At 58.6% G+C, this 16,089-nt stretch carries 11 protein-coding genes; 6 read left to right on the top strand and 5 right to left on the bottom strand.

Features of this window, described 5'->3' with window-relative positions; translation table 11 throughout:
* Nucleotides 1-208 precede the first annotated feature (208 nt).
* The gene (locus SANT_RS16935; protein WP_025423444.1) at nt 209-1,810 is read right to left on the bottom strand and encodes a GMC family oxidoreductase; all 1,602 of its coding nucleotides are present in this window, start codon (nt 1,808-1,810) and stop codon (nt 209-211) included.
* Nucleotides 1,811-2,034: 224 nt separating this feature from the next.
* Between SANT_RS16935 and SANT_RS16940 the strand changes: the two genes are divergently transcribed.
* From SANT_RS16940 to speD, 4 genes are all read left to right on the top strand, one after another.
* Nucleotides 2,035-3,189: a GAF domain-containing protein gene (locus SANT_RS16940; protein ID WP_200867252.1), complete on the top strand. Its 1,155-nt coding sequence runs from the start codon at nt 2,035-2,037 to the stop codon at nt 3,187-3,189.
* 229 nt (nt 3,190-3,418) lie between these two features.
* Nucleotides 3,419-3,766 (top strand): YacC family pilotin-like protein, encoded by a 348-nt coding sequence (locus tag SANT_RS16945; RefSeq protein ID WP_025423446.1) that lies wholly within the window; start codon nt 3,419-3,421, stop codon nt 3,764-3,766.
* 109 nt (nt 3,767-3,875) lie between these two features.
* Nucleotides 3,876-4,739 carry a polyamine aminopropyltransferase gene (gene speE, locus SANT_RS16950; RefSeq protein WP_025423447.1) on the top strand — a complete coding sequence of 288 codons (864 nt, stop codon included), beginning with the start codon at nt 3,876-3,878 and terminating at the stop codon, nt 4,737-4,739.
* 28 nt (nt 4,740-4,767) lie between these two features.
* On the top strand, nt 4,768-5,562 hold the full coding sequence (speD, locus tag SANT_RS16955) for an adenosylmethionine decarboxylase (protein WP_025423448.1): 795 nt from the start codon (nt 4,768-4,770) through the stop codon (nt 5,560-5,562).
* Between the two features lie 91 nt (nt 5,563-5,653).
* On the opposite strand, the gene SANT_RS16960 is transcribed toward speD, so the two are convergent.
* The gene (locus SANT_RS16960) at nt 5,654-6,019 is read right to left on the bottom strand and encodes a YacL family protein (protein ID WP_025423449.1); all 366 of its coding nucleotides are present in this window, start codon (nt 6,017-6,019) and stop codon (nt 5,654-5,656) included.
* Nucleotides 6,020-6,248: 229 nt separating this feature from the next.
* The gene (gene acnB, locus SANT_RS16965) at nt 6,249-8,846 is read right to left on the bottom strand and encodes a bifunctional aconitate hydratase 2/2-methylisocitrate dehydratase (protein WP_025423450.1); all 2,598 of its coding nucleotides are present in this window, start codon (nt 8,844-8,846) and stop codon (nt 6,249-6,251) included.
* 477 nt (nt 8,847-9,323) lie between these two features.
* Here acnB and SANT_RS23020 point away from each other — a divergent pair, with 477 nt between their 5' ends.
* Complete coding sequence (locus SANT_RS23020) at nt 9,324-10,958, top strand: hypothetical protein (RefSeq protein WP_148296319.1); 1,635 nt, start codon at nt 9,324-9,326, stop codon at nt 10,956-10,958.
* A gap of 512 nt (nt 10,959-11,470) precedes the next feature.
* A complete protein-coding gene (locus tag SANT_RS16975) occupies nt 11,471-12,454 on the top strand; it encodes a hypothetical protein (protein WP_025423452.1) in 984 nt (327 codons plus the stop codon).
* Between the two features lie 49 nt (nt 12,455-12,503).
* On the opposite strand, the gene lpdA is transcribed toward SANT_RS16975, so the two are convergent.
* Both lpdA and aceF read right to left on the bottom strand, forming a co-directional pair.
* Nucleotides 12,504-13,931, bottom strand: a complete 1,428-nt coding sequence (gene lpdA, locus SANT_RS16980) for a dihydrolipoyl dehydrogenase (protein WP_025423453.1) — start codon at nt 13,929-13,931, stop codon at nt 12,504-12,506.
* Nucleotides 13,932-14,161: 230 nt separating this feature from the next.
* Nucleotides 14,162-16,078, bottom strand: coding sequence for a pyruvate dehydrogenase complex dihydrolipoyllysine-residue acetyltransferase (gene aceF, locus SANT_RS16985; RefSeq protein WP_025423454.1), 1,917 nt, complete (start codon nt 16,076-16,078; stop codon nt 14,162-14,164).
* Nucleotides 16,079-16,089 lie beyond the last annotated feature (11 nt).

The following is a 16,089-nucleotide window of genomic DNA, read 5'->3' on the forward strand; positions in this document are numbered from 1 at the left end:
ATTATATCAGGGAAGGTGGTCGGATGGGCTGAAAGCATAACAACAAACTGCTGCTTTTCGCTGCCGTTTGGCCGCCCGAAGCGCCGCCAGTTGAGCTAACGGCGGAGGTAAGGGCGTGGTGGACCTAATGGATATGAGCACGCCATCAACGATGCGATGAAGGCGCCAATGAGCGCTCATGGACGCCTTTAGTCGCACCGCCCCATCGCTAGAGACGGTGGTCGGCTTTAATCATGTCCGCCGCTCTTTCGCCTATCACCACGCACGGCGCCGTGGTATTGCCGCTAGGGACATTAGGCAAAATAGACGCATCGGCGAGGCGAAGCCTATCAATGCCGTAGACCTTTAAGCGGCTGTTTACCACCGACATCGCGTCCCGCCCCATTTTGGCCGTGCAGCATTGGTGCCAGTAGGTCACCGCCGAATTACGCACATAGGCCTTCATCGCCTGGGGACTGAGATTGCCCGGTAGTGACTCGCCCTTGACCAAGCGGTGAAAGACGGAAGAGTTGCCCAGCTCCCGGCAAAGCGCGATGTTGACAAACGCCATCCTGAGATCGTCGGGATGCGATAGCGTGTTGGCCTCTATGCGTATCGGATCGTCCACATCAGGGCCGGAAAGCAGCAGTAACCCGCGGCTCTTTGGATGGGCAAGGCCCGCGAACATCGTCCATCCATGCTCGGGCACCCCCAGGGCCGCCGTTTCCGCGCTCGGCACGGGAAACTCGACCTGACAATGGAACATATCGGGACGCGCCAGCCCGGCTTCGCTTTTCCAATACAGAGTGGCTTCAGAGCCGCCATGCCCGATCGGCTGCGGCGTGCGATACTCGAAGATACAACCAAAGGAGACATGATCCTGGTGGTTCTGACCCACGCCCGGTAAATGCTGCACCACCGGAATGCCGTGGCGCTGCAACTCGTCCGCCGGACCGATACCGGACTGCATCAAGACTTTGGGCGTATGGATGGCGCCCAGTGAAAGTATGACTTCATGCTCTGCCCAGTAGCGGCGCGTCGCCGACGCCTCTATTACCTCCACGCCGACCACGCTCTTGCCCTGGTAGATAAGCTTGCTTACCAGGGTGCGCGTTAAAACCGTCAGATAGGGCCGCCCCATGAGCGGATACACATAAGAACGGAAGATGGAGGAGCGCCGCCCGTTCTTAATGATCACATCGTTTATCGCTACGCCGCCCCGCCCTTCCATCATTTTCCCGTTGGGGCTGTCGAACGCCGGCATGCCCAGAGAGCGGGCGGCGTCCACCATTGCCCTGGCAATCGGCTGCGGGTTGCCGGCGGATTGTACATGCACCAGTCCCCCCACGCCGCGGCGCAGCGGATCGGGCGCACCCTGCCAGTCCTCGATACGGCGATAAATGCCGAGGACCGATTCATAGCCCCAGCCTTTATCCCCCGCGTCGGCGGCGTAGTTTTCCCAATCGTTTTGATGACCGCGCGCCCAGACGCAGACATTGATGCTCGATCCACCGCCGAGCACCTTACCCATGTTAAGCGGAATGGCCCGACCGTTTAAATGTGAATTGGGCTGTGCGACGAAGGCCCAGTCGCGCTCCGAACCCAGATTCAGGGGCCATTGGGCCGGATCCATCACTTCAGGCACGTCGTCGCCACCCCCGGCTTCGACGAGCAGTACGCGCACGTGCGGGTTTTCCGCCAGGCGCGCCGCGACGACCGAACCGGAAGGTCCAGCGCCGCACACGATAAAGTCGAATCGTCCATGCACCTCGTTGCCGCCAACGTCCGTCGTCATGGCCGCATAGGATTTTTCAGCGAAAAAATCACTCATCGGGTCACTCCGTCTGCAAGTCTTCTTTAGGGACCGTGAGGCAGCGTGAAGGCGGACCAACCTTGAAATGAAGAGACGACAACTCCGGCGCCCGCTGCCAGCGAACTGCATCGTCGCGGCCAAGGCCGCGCGGAGAGACTATATGATCGGCCATCAAATTTGTCAAATGTATCAAATATATCAAATTTGAGTTATTTTACATAAAAATTGATCATTGAGAAAAAATGCATCAAGCTTCAGAGAAGAATCCGTTTCCGGCAGTAGAAATTATGGCTAACGATATCCTGACCACGACCCAGGCCGCGCAGTTGCTTGGTATTTCGGTGCGTACCGCTCAACTGTTCATCGAAGGCGGGGCCTTGGCCTCGTGGAAAACCCCCGGGGGGCATCGCCGCGTCCACCGCGCCGATGTGCTGGCCTTTATGGCGAAGAAGAACGATCGGGCAGCGAAGCTTTCATCGGCACGGGTCATCCTGCTCGCCTCGCCGGCGCGCCGCCCGCTGCTTGAAGGGCTGCTGTCCACGGTCGGCGAAGGCGCCGTTGACACCGTTGACGACGTTTACGCGACCGCTTTCGCTATCGGCCATCGGCTGCCGGCGGTGGTGGTGGTCGATCTGGCGGACGCGCGCGCGGAGCGACTTTCTCTGCTGTCACATCTGGCGGCCCATCCCGCTCTGGGACAGACGCGGCTAATGGCCGTGAACGACGCCGACGCCGACGCCACGGCAACGGACGCCAATCGCGCCCCGCCATCGGTCCAGGTAACCTCCGCCGAGCAGCTCCCTCTGGTCATTCGCGATGCCTTAAGCGATATCACGCCCCCGATTGAACGCATGGCATTGCCGGTGTCCTTCCCCCTGGCCGCTAATGAAAGCCAACGGCTGGAAGCGTTGGACCGCTCCGGTTTGGTGGACACCGCCCCCGAGGCAGCTTTTGACCGGTTAACCTGGCTTGCCAGCCAGAATTTGCGCATGCCTGTCGCGCTGATGACGCTACTGACCCCCACACGCCAGTGGTTTAAGTCACGACAGGGGCTGAAACTGACGCAAACGCCGCGCAGTTGGGCTTTTTGCAATCACACCGTCTTGCAAAAAGAGGTGTTCGCCGTCAACGACCTGTCGCGCGAGACGCTTTTTGCCGACAATCCGGCGGTGGCGAACCCGCCTAACTTTCGCTTCTATGCGGGCGCGCCGATAGTCGATCCCGATGGCTTTGCGTTGGGGTCATTATGCGTTATTGATTATCAACCCCGCGCGCTGGACGCCCAGCAGGCGCAAACGCTGCTCGCGCTGGCGGAGCTGGCTTCCGATGAGGTTAGGCTGCGCGCCGTCAATCGCCAATGGCGCTGGGCCTGTGATAGGCTCGAACGCCAGGCTTAACCGGCAACCGAGGCGCGACACCCCCCTGCCATTGCCCTAATGGAACCTTGATAGCGTGCCGGAGGGGAGGTGTCGGCGTGAGCAGAACCGGGAAGAGAGCGACCGCTGTGGTGCAAGTTCCTTTTCATGTTCCATAATGAGGAATGACCGCCCTGCGGTTTAAATAATAGAAGGCGTCTATCTTGAAATATGATAACGTCAAAGTATAACGATTGAATTGAGTTTCACTATGAAAAACACCTTATTGGTGATGCTATTGCTGGGCCTGCTGGGGATATCCAGTGCCGCGCAGGCGCTGACGGAGAACGAAGCGGAAGATATGGCCGACCTGACGGCGGTGTTCGTCTATCTCAAGAATAATTGCGGCTATGCGGATATGCCCAATGAGCAAATCCGCCGCGCCATCTTGATTTTCGCCCAGCAAAACCGCTGGGATTTGAGCAATTACGCCGCCTATGATATGCGCGCGCTGGGCGAAGACAGCTACCGTGACCTCAGCGGCATCCCCGTACCGTCGGCGAAAAAATGCGAATCGCTGGCGACTAACTCTCTCGGTTTACTCGCCTACGCCAAATAATACGCTCTCACAGCCCCTTTGCACGAAATTTAACCGTGCAACCGCGGGCAGAGTTAGCTATCATATTGCGCTGTTTTTTCATGGCGGACTTGCCAAGGAGCAGCCAGACATGTCCAACCAAGAAACCTGGCACGAAACGTTACACGATCATTTCGGCCAATATTTTACCGTGGATAACGTCCTGTACCGGGAAACCACCGGCCAGCAGGATTTGGTGATATTTGAAAACGCCGCATTGGGCCGGGTCATGGCGCTGGACGGCGTGGTACAGACCACCGAGCGCGATGAGTTTATCTATCATGAGATGATGGCCCATGTGCCGCTCGTCGCCCATGGCAACGCCAAAAAAGTGCTCATCATCGGCGGCGGCGACGGCGGAATGCTGCGTGAAGTCAGCCGTCATCCCGGCGTAGAGCAAATAACCATGGTTGAGATCGATGCCGGCGTGGTGACCTTCTGCCAAAAATATTTGCCAAGCCACAACGCGGGCGCGTTTGACGACCCGCGTTTTACGCTGGTGATCGCCGACGGTGTGGATTTTGTTTCCCAAAGCAGCGAGAAATTCGATGTCATCATTTCCGACTGCACCGACCCTATCGGGCCGGGAGAAAGCCTGTTTACCTCTGATTTCTATCAGGGCTGCGCGCGCTGTCTTAACCAAGACGGCATTTTCGTCGCGCAGAACGGCGTGTGTTTTTTACAGCAGGAGGAAGCGGTCAATAGCCACCGGAAACTTCGTCACTATTTTAGCGACGTCAGTTTTTATCAGGCGGCGGTGCCGACCTATTACGGCGGTATTATGACCTTCGCCTGGGCCAGTCAAAATCCGGCGCTACGCCAGCTCGACACCGCGACCCTGGCGGCGCGTATCGATAAGACCGGCCTGACCTGCCGCTACTATAATGCGGCGATCCATAACGGCAGCTTCGCCCTGCCGCAATATTTGCTGAATGCCTTATCAGCTTGCCGCTGAAACGGTATTTATAAGGGGGTGAACCAAATTGCAGAAGCTAAAACTACACGGCTTTAATAATCTGACCAAGAGCCTGAGTTTTTGTATTTACGATATTTGTTATGCCAAAACGGCGGACGACCGTGACGGCTATATCGCCTACATTGACGAACAATATAACGCCAATCGTCTGACGGAAATTCTCAGCGAAACCTGCTCGATGATAGGCGCAAATATCCTGAACATTGCCCGCCAGGACTACGAGCCGCAGGGCGCGAGCGTGACCATATTGGTCAGCGAGGAGCCGGTCGACCCCGGCAGCATCGACACGTCCGAACATCCCGGGCCGCTGCCGGAATCGGTGGTAGCGCATCTGGATAAAAGCCATATTTGTGTGCATACCTACCCGGAAAGCCATCCCGAGGGCGGTCTATGCACTTTCCGCGCCGATATAGAAGTCTCGACCTGCGGCGTCATCTCCCCGTTAAAAGCGCTTAATTACCTGATCCATCAGTTGGAGTCGGATATTGTCACCATGGATTACCGCGTGCGCGGCTTTACCCGCGATATCAACGGGGTAAAACATTATATCGACCACGAGATCAACTCGATTCAGAATTTTATGTCCAAAGACATGAAAGCGCTCTATCACATGATGGACGTCAATGTCTATCAGGAGAATATTTTTCACACCAAGATGATGCTGAAAGATTTCGATCTCAAACACTATCTTTTCAATGCCAGGCCGGACGATCTCAGCGCGGACGAGCGCAAAGCAATTACCGATCTCCTTTACAAAGAGATGCAGGAAATTTATTACGGCCGCAACCTGCCCGTAATTTAACCCCCGGCCTTGCCGGCAACGTTGGCCGCGCGGTTCAAAGCAAGCCGCGAGAAACTCAGGCGGGCCGGGGTAAGCAACCTCGGCCCGCGCTTCATCCGCCGGTATGCATAAACTGACGATACCGCTTCAGCATCAGCAGAAAATCGTCGCTGCCGCACAGCGACAAACTTTCTTCATCATAATAACTGAGCCCCTCTTCCAGATCGTCGCACTCCACCGATATGCCGTTGGCGCGCACCATGACCTCTTCAGCGTCAATAAGCAGGGTATATTCATGGCCGATGTGCTGCCACTGCGCCAGGGAGCCGGATAAGCTCAGTAAACGCCGCTCCACATCAGCCAGCAGCGCCATATCGCCCTTGACTTCGTCATTCAGCCAATGTCCGATAGCCTCATGGCCCATGGAGAATTTGACGATGACCTGACCGGTGACGTCGCGTAAAAATTCGTAGTCCATCGTTGCCGTCCACCCCGTTGGGGCGCTATGCCGTATCTTTATGGAAAATGGCGGTGGAAGATAATCGGATTTTACGCGTTTTTATCGCGCCCGCCAAAGCCTGCGTCACGATTATCGCCGCCGGAGACGGCGGTTACCCCGGCCGCGCGCCGTACAGGCCAAAAAAAACGCCCGTCAGCGACGGGCGGTAATGGACTTGCCGTGCAGGCGGCGCCGCACGCGGGCGGAGTTAAACCGCGGTTTGGAAAATGACCTGATCGGCTTTGTCGGTGTATTCGCTGAGGCGGTCGAAATTCAGATAACGGTAGGTATCCACCGCCGTCTGATCCACCAGCGCCATCGCCTGCAAATACTCCTCCACCGTCGGCAAACGGCCCAGCAGCGAGGTGACCGCCGCCAGCTCCGCAGAGGCCAGATAAACGTCGGCGCCGTTGCCTAAACGGTTCGGAAAGTTACGGGTAGAGGTGGACACCACCGTCGCGCCATCCGTTACCCGCGCCTGGTTACCCATGCACAGCGAGCAACCCGGGATTTCCATACGCGCGCCGCTTTTGCCAAAGACGCTATAGTAGCCTTCTTCGGTGAGCTGGGCGGCGTCCATTTTGGTTGGCGGCGCAACCCACAGGCGGGTCGGCAGCTGGCCCTTGTGACTGTCCAGCAGCTTACCGGCGGCGCGGAAGTGGCCGATATTGGTCATGCAGGAGCCGATAAAGACTTCATCGATTTTGCTGCCGGCCACGTCAGACAGCAGACGGGCGTCATCCGGATCGTTCGGCGCGCACAGGATCGGTTCGCTGATTTCGGCCAGATCAATCTCAATCACCGCCGCATACTCGGCATCGGCATCCGCCGACAGAAGAGACGGATTCGCCAGCCAGCTCTCCATGCCTTTGATACGCCGTTCCAGCGTGCGGCGATCGCCGTAACCTTCCGAAATCATCCATTTCAGCAGCACGATATTGGAATTTAAATATTCGGTAATCGGCGCCTGGTCAAGCTTGATGGTACAACCGGCGGCGGAGCGTTCCGCCGAGGCGTCCGCCAGTTCAAAAGCCTGTTCCACTTTCAGTTCCGGCAGCCCCTCGATTTCCAGGATGCGGCCGGAGAAAATGTTTTTCTTGCTCTTTTTCTCCACCGTCAGCAGCCCTTGCTTGATGGCATAATACGGGATCGCATGCACCAGATCGCGCAAGGTAATGCCCGGTTGCATGGCGCCTTTGAAACGAACCAGCACCGACTCAGGCATATCCAACGGCATGACCCCGGTCGCGGCGGCGAAGGCCACCAGCCCGGACCCCGCCGGGAACGAGATGCCAATCGGGAAACGGGTATGGGAATCGCCGCCGGTGCCGACGGTGTCGGGCAGTAACATGCGGTTCAGCCAGGAGTGGATGATACCGTCGCCCGGACGCAGGGAGACGCCGCCGCGGTTCATGATGAAGTCCGGCAGCGTATGGTGGGTCTGCACGTCCACCGGCTTGGGATAGGCGGCGGTGTGGCAGAATGATTGCATTACCAGGTCGGCGGAGAAGCCCAGGCACGCCAGATCCTTTAACTCATCGCGCGTCATGGGGCCGGTCGTATCCTGCGACCCTACCGAGGTCATTTTCGGCTCGCAATACTGGCCGGGACGTACCCCCGGCACGCCGCAGGCGCGGCCGACCATTTTCTGCGCCAGCGTATAGCCTTTGTCGCTGGCGGCGACATCGCGGGCGTGGCGGAAGATGGTGCTGGGCGACAGCCCCAGCGATTCACGTGCGCGCGCGGTCAGACCACGGCCGATGATGAGCGGAATACGGCCGCCGGCGCGCACTTCGTCCACCAGCACATCCGTTTTCAGCGTGAAACTGGCCAACAGCGCCCCGGTCTCGTGATGACGGATTTCCCCCGCGAACGGATAGATATCAATGACGTCGCCCATGTTCAAATCGGACACGTCTACTTCGATCGGCAGGGCGCCGGCATCTTCCATAGTGTTGAAGAAAATCGGCGCGATTTTGCTGCCCAGCACCACCCCGCCGCCGCGTTTGTTCGGCACATACGGAATGTCGTCACCCATAAACCACAGCACCGAGTTGGTGGCGGATTTGCGCGAGGAGCCGGTGCCCACGACATCGCCGACATAGGCTAACGGGAAGCCTTTGCCGTTCAGCGCCTCGATCTGCTGGATGGGACCGACGTTGCCGGGCTGGTCGGGGATAATGCCGTCGCGGGCGTTTTTCAGCATCGCCAGCGCATGCAGCGGGATATCCGGCCGCGACCAGGCGTCGGGGGCCGGCGATAAGTCATCGGTATTGGTTTCACCGGTGACCTTGAACACGGTAACGGTCATTTTTTCCGCCAGCGGCGGACGGGACAGGAACCATTCCGCCTCGGCCCAGGACGTCATGACATCTTGCGCGTGGGCATTACCGGCCCTGGCTTTCTCTTCGACATCATAGAAGTTGTCGAACATCAGCAGCATGGATTTTAGCGCGCGGGCGGCAATAGGCGCCAGCGCATCCTTGTCCAGCGCGTCCACCAGCGGCGAGATGTTATAGCCGCCCTGCATGGTGCCCAGCAAATCAATGGCTTTTTCCGCCGTCACCAGCGGGGAAGACGCCTCACCTTTGGCAACGGCCGCAAGGAAACCTGCTTTAACGTAGGCCGCTTCGTCCACGCCCGGCGGTACCCGATTGGTCAACAGATCCAGCAGATACGCTTCTTCACCCGCCGGCGGGTTTTTTAGCAGCTCAACCAGCGCCGCCATTTGTACGGCATCGAGTGGCTTAGGGACAATGCCCTGTGCAGCACGCTCGGCAACGTGCTTACGATAATCTTCTAGCACGACGTTCTCCTCGCTTTCATTGTCATAGGTAGTGCCTGGCTTTCCGTTCCCTACCGGCGATACATTAATTAGAAAAGGTTCGTTGTTATCCGGCAGGGTAAGCGCCAGTTTATCAGTATTTAACCGTCTTGTTAATTTGTTTACATAAAAGCAACATGATATTTGGCTGAAACGATAAGGCTTTAGCGATACCTTCAAAGGCGGGCGGCGGCGCGGCGATAACCGCGTGCCACCTGACGAATCACTTTGACATGAAAGCGTGCCGAAGCAAAGCGCCAGCGCGCCCGCAATGGCGCGCATATCATCGCCGGCGCCGCCAAAGACGCTTCACGCCCGTCGTTTTCGCCCTATGGCGCCTGCCTGCCGTTCTCTCTGCCGCTGCGCTTTCGTTCAAGAGTTAATGCCTTACGCCCTTTTTTTTTTCAACAATACTCCTCTGGCGCGCGCAATTATTAATTCCCAAAGTAAGGAGACTGAATGTACACCCCAACTTGTATGCCCTATACGGATGTATCGAATAACGCGAAATGGAATGATAGCGATTTTCCCGCAGGACGTCCGAACCCCGTGTATGCCGAACTTGCCGCCGCCTTAAAGACCGATGGCCTAACGCTCTCTTTCATCACCCTTGGCCAAGATAACACCCCTTGTTGGTCCGGGCAGGCCACCACACCGCTGGCATGGGCCAAACCGCTGACCGATGCCCTGGTCGAAGCCGGAAAGGGTTTTAAATTGTCCTTCGGCGGCGCCAGCAATGCCGATATCTCCACCGCCCTGTCCGAGGATGAATTACTGGAAGCCTATCGCCAGGCGATTACCCTCTATCAACCGCAGGGGTTGGATTTCGATCTGGAAAACAATCTGTTCGATATAGGGAAAATCAGCGCGGCGCTGGCCCGCCTACAGCCGGAGTACCCGAACCTGCCGATTTCATTGACGCTGCCGACCGCCCCCACCGGGCTTAAGCCCGAGCAAATAACGCTGGTGGAACAACTGGCCGCCGCGAAAGTCGATTTTATCGTGAACGCCATGACGATGGATTTCTACCAGCCCGGCGTAGCAGGGGAAATGGGACAGGCGGCGAAAGATGCGGTCACCAATATTGTCGCCCAACTGCAAAGTATTTACCCCGAGTTATCCGAGACGGCGCGTTTTGCCAAAGTAGGCATAACGCCGATGATCGGCCGCAACGATGATGGTTCGATGTTTACGCTGGCCAACGCCTTTGACGTCGGCGCCTTTGCCGCCCAGCATGGATTATCTTCGCTCTCGCTCTGGTCGCTGAACCGCGACGTCCCTTCCGATTTCGATTATGTCGACCCCGGGAGCAGCAGCAATCCAGAGCAGCGCACGGTCGGCGAATATACCCTTAACTTCCTGGCGGGCGCGCTAAGCACGTCCGTGCCTACGTTGCCCAATACGGTTGAGGTGGTGGACACGCAGTTGAAAACGCCGACGGCCGAGGTGACCTCATCGCCGCAATGGTGCGCGAAAGAGATTGAAGCCGCCGTCGCCAGCGCCGCAGCGATCTCCGCGCCAGCCGGGGAGGTGCCAGCGGGCAGCATTGCCGCGAGCGCGAGTGAAACCGCCGACGAGGCGGCCGCGCCCGGCGCCGCGTCTGACGCTGTCCCCATCGCGACCGCCGCTGCGGGCAGCATTGCCGCGAGCGCGAGTGAAACCGCCGACGAGGCGGCCGTGCCCGGCGCCGCGTCTGACGCCGCCCCAACTACAACCGCCGCTGCGGGCAGCATTGCCGCGACCGCTAGCGAAACCGCCGACGAGGCGGCCGTGCCCGGCGCCGCGTCTGACGCCGCCACAACCGCGACCGCCGCTGCGGGCAGCATTGCCGCAACCGCTAGCGAAACCGCCGACGCGTTAACGCCCGCCGTGGCGCAGACGCAGGCCGATATCCCTAACGCCATCGCGGCGCAAGGTGATGCCTTGGCCGGCACCGTAGATGAAGCTGGGACCAAAACCGAAGCCGTAACGCATGCCGAAACTGAGGCCAAGACCGACGCCCTAGTTAATGGCATCGCGAAAACCGAAGCCGAGGCCGTTGCCGAGACCAAAGCTGAAGCTGAAACCGAAGCCGAGCCCGAGGCCGTAGCCTAAGCCAAACGCATGCCATAGCTGCATGTCATAGCTGAAGGCAAGGACGCGGCCGTAGCCTAAGCCAAACGCATGCCGTAGCTGAATGTCATAGCTGAAGGCAAGGACGCGGCCGTAGCCCAAGCCGTAACGGATGCCGTAGCGGAAGGCAACGTAGCGGCCGTAGCTAAGCCGAGACAAACGCCAACGCTATGGCATGCTAACGCCTCTCCTCGGGTGAGGCCACGCGCGCAGCCGATTTCCAACGGCGTGCCGGTGGCCTTCGGGGAGGCGTTCTTTTGGTAGGCCCTGCGTGACGCCCCATCCTTTTGACGGCGACGCGCCACGCCTAGCGCTGACTCCGCGCGTTCATCAACCGTTTCAGCCACGATCGGCGGCCGCGTCAGCCCCCCGTTCGCCCTCGCTGACCCGTTCACCACCGAGTTGCAAAAAGCGACCAGTAACGCCAATTACGGTTTGCCAATCGCGGGGGGTTAGCATTAGATGGTTGCCCTTTACGACGGAGGCAACATGATATGGATATCATCTCTAGTCCCCCCCTCAGTATTATCCTGAACAGCGGTTGGGCGCTGACCAGCAGCCGCATTACGCGTATTATTCAAGCCAGAACGCTGGATGACGCCAGCCATATGGGGCTTATCGATCGTCTGTACGACAGATTTTTCCGCCAAGGCGGCAAGCGCGCCGCCATCACCCGCCTCTACCGGCAACTGAGCCAGCCCGGCGCCGGAGAGCCGCACGATCTCACGCCGACCACGATGGTTGCCCGTTTTATGCAGTTGCGTGCCTATGCCAACAGCGAGTACCGCAAGGTTTTTCAGCTATCGCTACGCTATGATCCGCTGGGTCAGGCGCCCTGGTCCTATCTGATGCAAATTGGTGATTATCAAATCTATCAATCGCCGCCGCTGGATTACCGTTTGGACAATCACTTGGCGGAAGTGTGCACGATGAAAGTCTGTCTGTCGCTGGACGATGTTTTGGCGGAAATCCGTGAACAGCTGACGCCGGAACGGTATATCCAATCGCAAATCGAAAGCATGGCCGACGCGCCGGCGGTGCGGCAAAAACTACACGCCGTACTGGACGATCCCGCCTACGGTCGTGAGAACTTGCTGGGTATTACCAACGGCGACGATAGCGCCTGTATTGTGGCGCATTATCGCCATGACAGTCTTGCCTTTGCCAATCGCTGCGCCACCCACGACGAATTTCGCGGCAGCCGGTTAAAAACGGCGCTGCTAACCACCGACTACCCTAATTTGCGAGCGCTTTGCCTGGTCGGCTATATGACCAAAGAGGATACGCTGCTGAAATATCTTGCCCGGCCCCATCTGCTGCAATTGGTCGATTACATCGGCGACGCGATTCATCGTCCGGAGGTAAGGCGGCTACTGGCGCGTTTCCCGGTGGGGGAAACCACCGCCTGTGAACTGTTCAATTTAACGCCGCCCGACAACGACGCGAGCGCCGCGCGTCAGCCGCTCGGCGCGCAATAAAAAAAGGCGCCGCGAGGCGCCTTTTTTTTTGCCGAAAGGCAAAGGAAAGTTATTTCTTTTTCTTCGCTTTGGCGTTGGGCAGGTCGGTAATGGTGCCTTCGTAAACTTCCGCCGCCAGACCCACCGATTCATGCAGCGTGGGGTGCGCATGGATGGTCAGCGCGATATCTTCCGCATCGCAGCCCATCTCGATGGCCAGGCCGATTTCGCCCAGCAGCTCGCCGCCGTTGACGCCGACCACCGCGCCGCCAATCACCCGATGGCTTTCTTTATCGAAAATCAGCTTGGTCATACCGTCCTGGCAGTCGGAAGCGATGGCGCGGCCGGATGCCGCCCACGGGAAAGTGGCGACCTCATAGCTGATGCCTTTCTCTTTCGCTTCTTTTTCCGTCAGACCGACCCAAGCCACTTCCGGCTCGGTATAGGCGATAGACGGGATGACTTTCGGGTCGAAATAGTGTTTCTTGCCGGCGATAACTTCCGCCGCCACGTGGCCCTCGTGGGTGCCTTTGTGCGCCAGCATCGGCTGGCCGACGATATCGCCGATAGCGTAGATGTGCGGCACATTGGTGCGCATTTGTTTGTCGACGCGGATGAAACCGCGGTCGTCGACCTCTACCCCGGCCTGGCCGGCATCCAGCAGTTTACCGTTCGGCACGCGGCCGATGGCGACCAGCACGGCGTCATAGCGCTGGGCTTCCGACGGCGCTTTTTTGCCTTCCATGCTGACATAGACGCCGTCTTCTTTGGCTTCCACCGCGGTGACTTTGGTTTCCAGCATCAGGTTGAAATGGGAACTGATGCGCTTGGTGAAGACTTTCACCACGTCTTTATCGGCCGCAGGGATAACTTGATCGAACATTTCCACCACGTCGATTTCCGATCCCAGCGCGTGGTAAACGGTGGCCATTTCCAGGCCGATGATGCCGCCGCCCATCACCAGCAGGCGCTTCGGCACGGTGGTCAGGGCGAGCGCATCGGTGGAATCCCATACGCGGGGGTCATCATGGGGGATAAACGGCAGTTGGATCGGGCGGGAGCCTGCGGCAATAATGGCGTTGTCGAAGGTAATGGTTGTCGTGCCGTTTTCGCCTTCCACCTGCAGGGTGTTGGCGCCGGTAAATTGACCGTAACCGTTTACCACCTTGACCTTACGCGCTTTAGCCATACCGCTCAGGCCGCCGGTCAGCTGATTGACCACCTTTTCCTTCCAGGTGCGCACTTTGTCGATATCGGTTTGCGGCTCGCCAAAGACGATGCCGTTTTTGCTCAGCGCCTTGGCCTCTTCGATGACTTTAGCGACGTGCAATAAGGCTTTGGAGGGGATACAGCCTACGTTCAGGCAGACCCCGCCGAGGGTGGAATAACGTTCCACCAAGACGGTCTCCAGACCTAAATCCGCACAGCGAAATGCCGCAGAATAGCCGCCTGGGCCTGCCCCAAGTACCACGACCTGAGTTTTTATTTCAGTACTCATCATGACCTCTTAGTTGATTGTCCGGCGGGTCAGACGTCTATTTTATCGCGTGTATTTGCATAACGCGCTGTGTCCACCGGGACGTCTCCATCGCGCATAGTTTACAGAAATGTTAATAGACTGCAAAGTATGTGACGACGGCGCATGTTTAGTTGGTACCGCCGACGACCGCCCTTCGCCGCCGGCGGCGACGCGAAACAAGCAGGCCGGCCGGGGGGCCGGCCTGGAAGTTACATCACCAAGCGACGGATATCGGACATCACATTATTGATGAAGCTGATAAAACGCGCACCGTCGGCGCCGTCAATGACCCGGTGGTCATAGGACAGCGACAGCGGCAACATCAGTCGTGGCGCGAACTCTTTACCGTTCCACACCGGCTTGATCGACGATTTAGACACGCCGAGTATCGCCACTTCCGGCGCATTGACGATAGGCGTGAACGCCGTACCGCCGATGCCGCCCAGGCTGGAGATGGTGAAACAGCCGCCCTGCATATCCGACGATGTCAGCTTGCCGGCGCGGGCCTTTTTCGAGATCTCCGCCAGCTCGCGCGACAGTTCTACGATGCCTTTCTTATTCACATCGCGGAACACCGGCACCACCAGACCATTCGGGGTATCTACCGCCACGCCGATATTGATGTATTTTTTCAGCGTCAGTTTCTGGGCGTCTTCGGACAGCGAGCTGTTAAAACGCGGCAGCTCTTCCAGCCCCTTGGCGACAGCCTTCATGATAAACACCAGCGGGGTGATTTTCACATCCAGCTTCTTCTTCTCGGCTTCGGCGTTTTGCTGCTTGCGGAAGGCTTCCACTTCGGTGATATCGGCTTCGTCGAACTGGGTCACATGGGGGATCATCACCCAGTTGCGGTGCAGGTTGGCGCCGGAAATTTTCTGGATCCGACCCAGTTCCACCTCTTCGGTATCGCCGAACTTGCTGAAGTCCACTTTCGGCCACGGCAGCAGGCCAGGCAGCGTACCGCCGCCGGCAGCGGCTGGGGCGGCCTCGGCGCGTTTGACCGCCTCTTTGACGTACGCCTGGATATCTTCGCGTAGAATACGGCCTTTACGCCCGGTACCTTTCACCTTCGCCAAGTTGACGCCGAATTCGCGCGCCAGCCGGCGGATCACCGGGGTCGCGTGCACATAGGCGTCGTTCTCGGCAAATTCACCTTTGCCTTGGGCCGGCGACGGGGCGGCAGCGGCGCTCTTGTTGGCGTCGCTTGCCGGCGCAGGGGCCACGGCCGCGGCGCTTTCCTTGGCGGCGGCCGGCGCGGGGGCGGCGCCTTCCACCTCGAACACCATAATCTGCGAACCGGTGCTGACCTTATCGCCGACGTTAATCTTGATCTCTTTGACGGTCCCCGCAAACGGCGCCGGCACTTCCATCGATGCCTTGTCACCTTCCACGGTAATCAGCGACTGTTCGGCGCTGATCTTATCGCCCACTTTGACCATGACCTCAGTGACTTCCACTTCGTCGCCGCCGATATCCGGTACATTGACGTCTTGGCTGCCGCCGGATTGAGCGGGCGCGCTCTGCTGCTGCGCCTGCGGCGCTTCGGCCTCGGCCGGTGCGGCGTCGCTGCCGCCACCGGCGACCTCAAAGACCATAATAAGCGAACCCGTGTTCACTTTATCGCCGGTGTTGACCTTCAGCTCTTTGACCGTCCCCGCGAACGGCGCCGGCACTTCCATCGACGCCTTATCGCCCTCGACGGTGATAAGCGACTGTTCGGCTTCAACCTTGTCGCCCACCTTCACCAGCACTTCGGTGACTTCCACCTCGTCGCCGCCGATATCGGGTACGTTAACCTCTTTACTCTGTGCGGCACCGCCGGCGGCGGCCGGTTTGGCCGCCGGCGCGCTGTCGGCCTGCTTCGGCGCGGCGGCAGGCTTCTCAGCGCCACCCTCGGCTTCCTCGAAGACCATAATCAGTTTGCCGGTGGTGACTTTATCGCCCACCGCCACCTTCAACTCTTTCACCACCCCCGCCTGCGGCGAGGGCACTTCCATGGACGCTTTGTCGCCTTCCACGGTAATCAGCGACTGCTCGGCGTCAACTTTATCGCCCACGCTGACCAGGACTTCGGTGACTTCCACTTCATCTGCACCGATATCCGGTACGTTGATTTCAATAGCCATGATTCACTCTA

Source organism: Sodalis praecaptivus, assembly GCF_000517425.1.
Taxonomy (GTDB): domain Bacteria; phylum Pseudomonadota; class Gammaproteobacteria; order Enterobacterales; family Enterobacteriaceae; genus Sodalis_A; species Sodalis_A praecaptivus.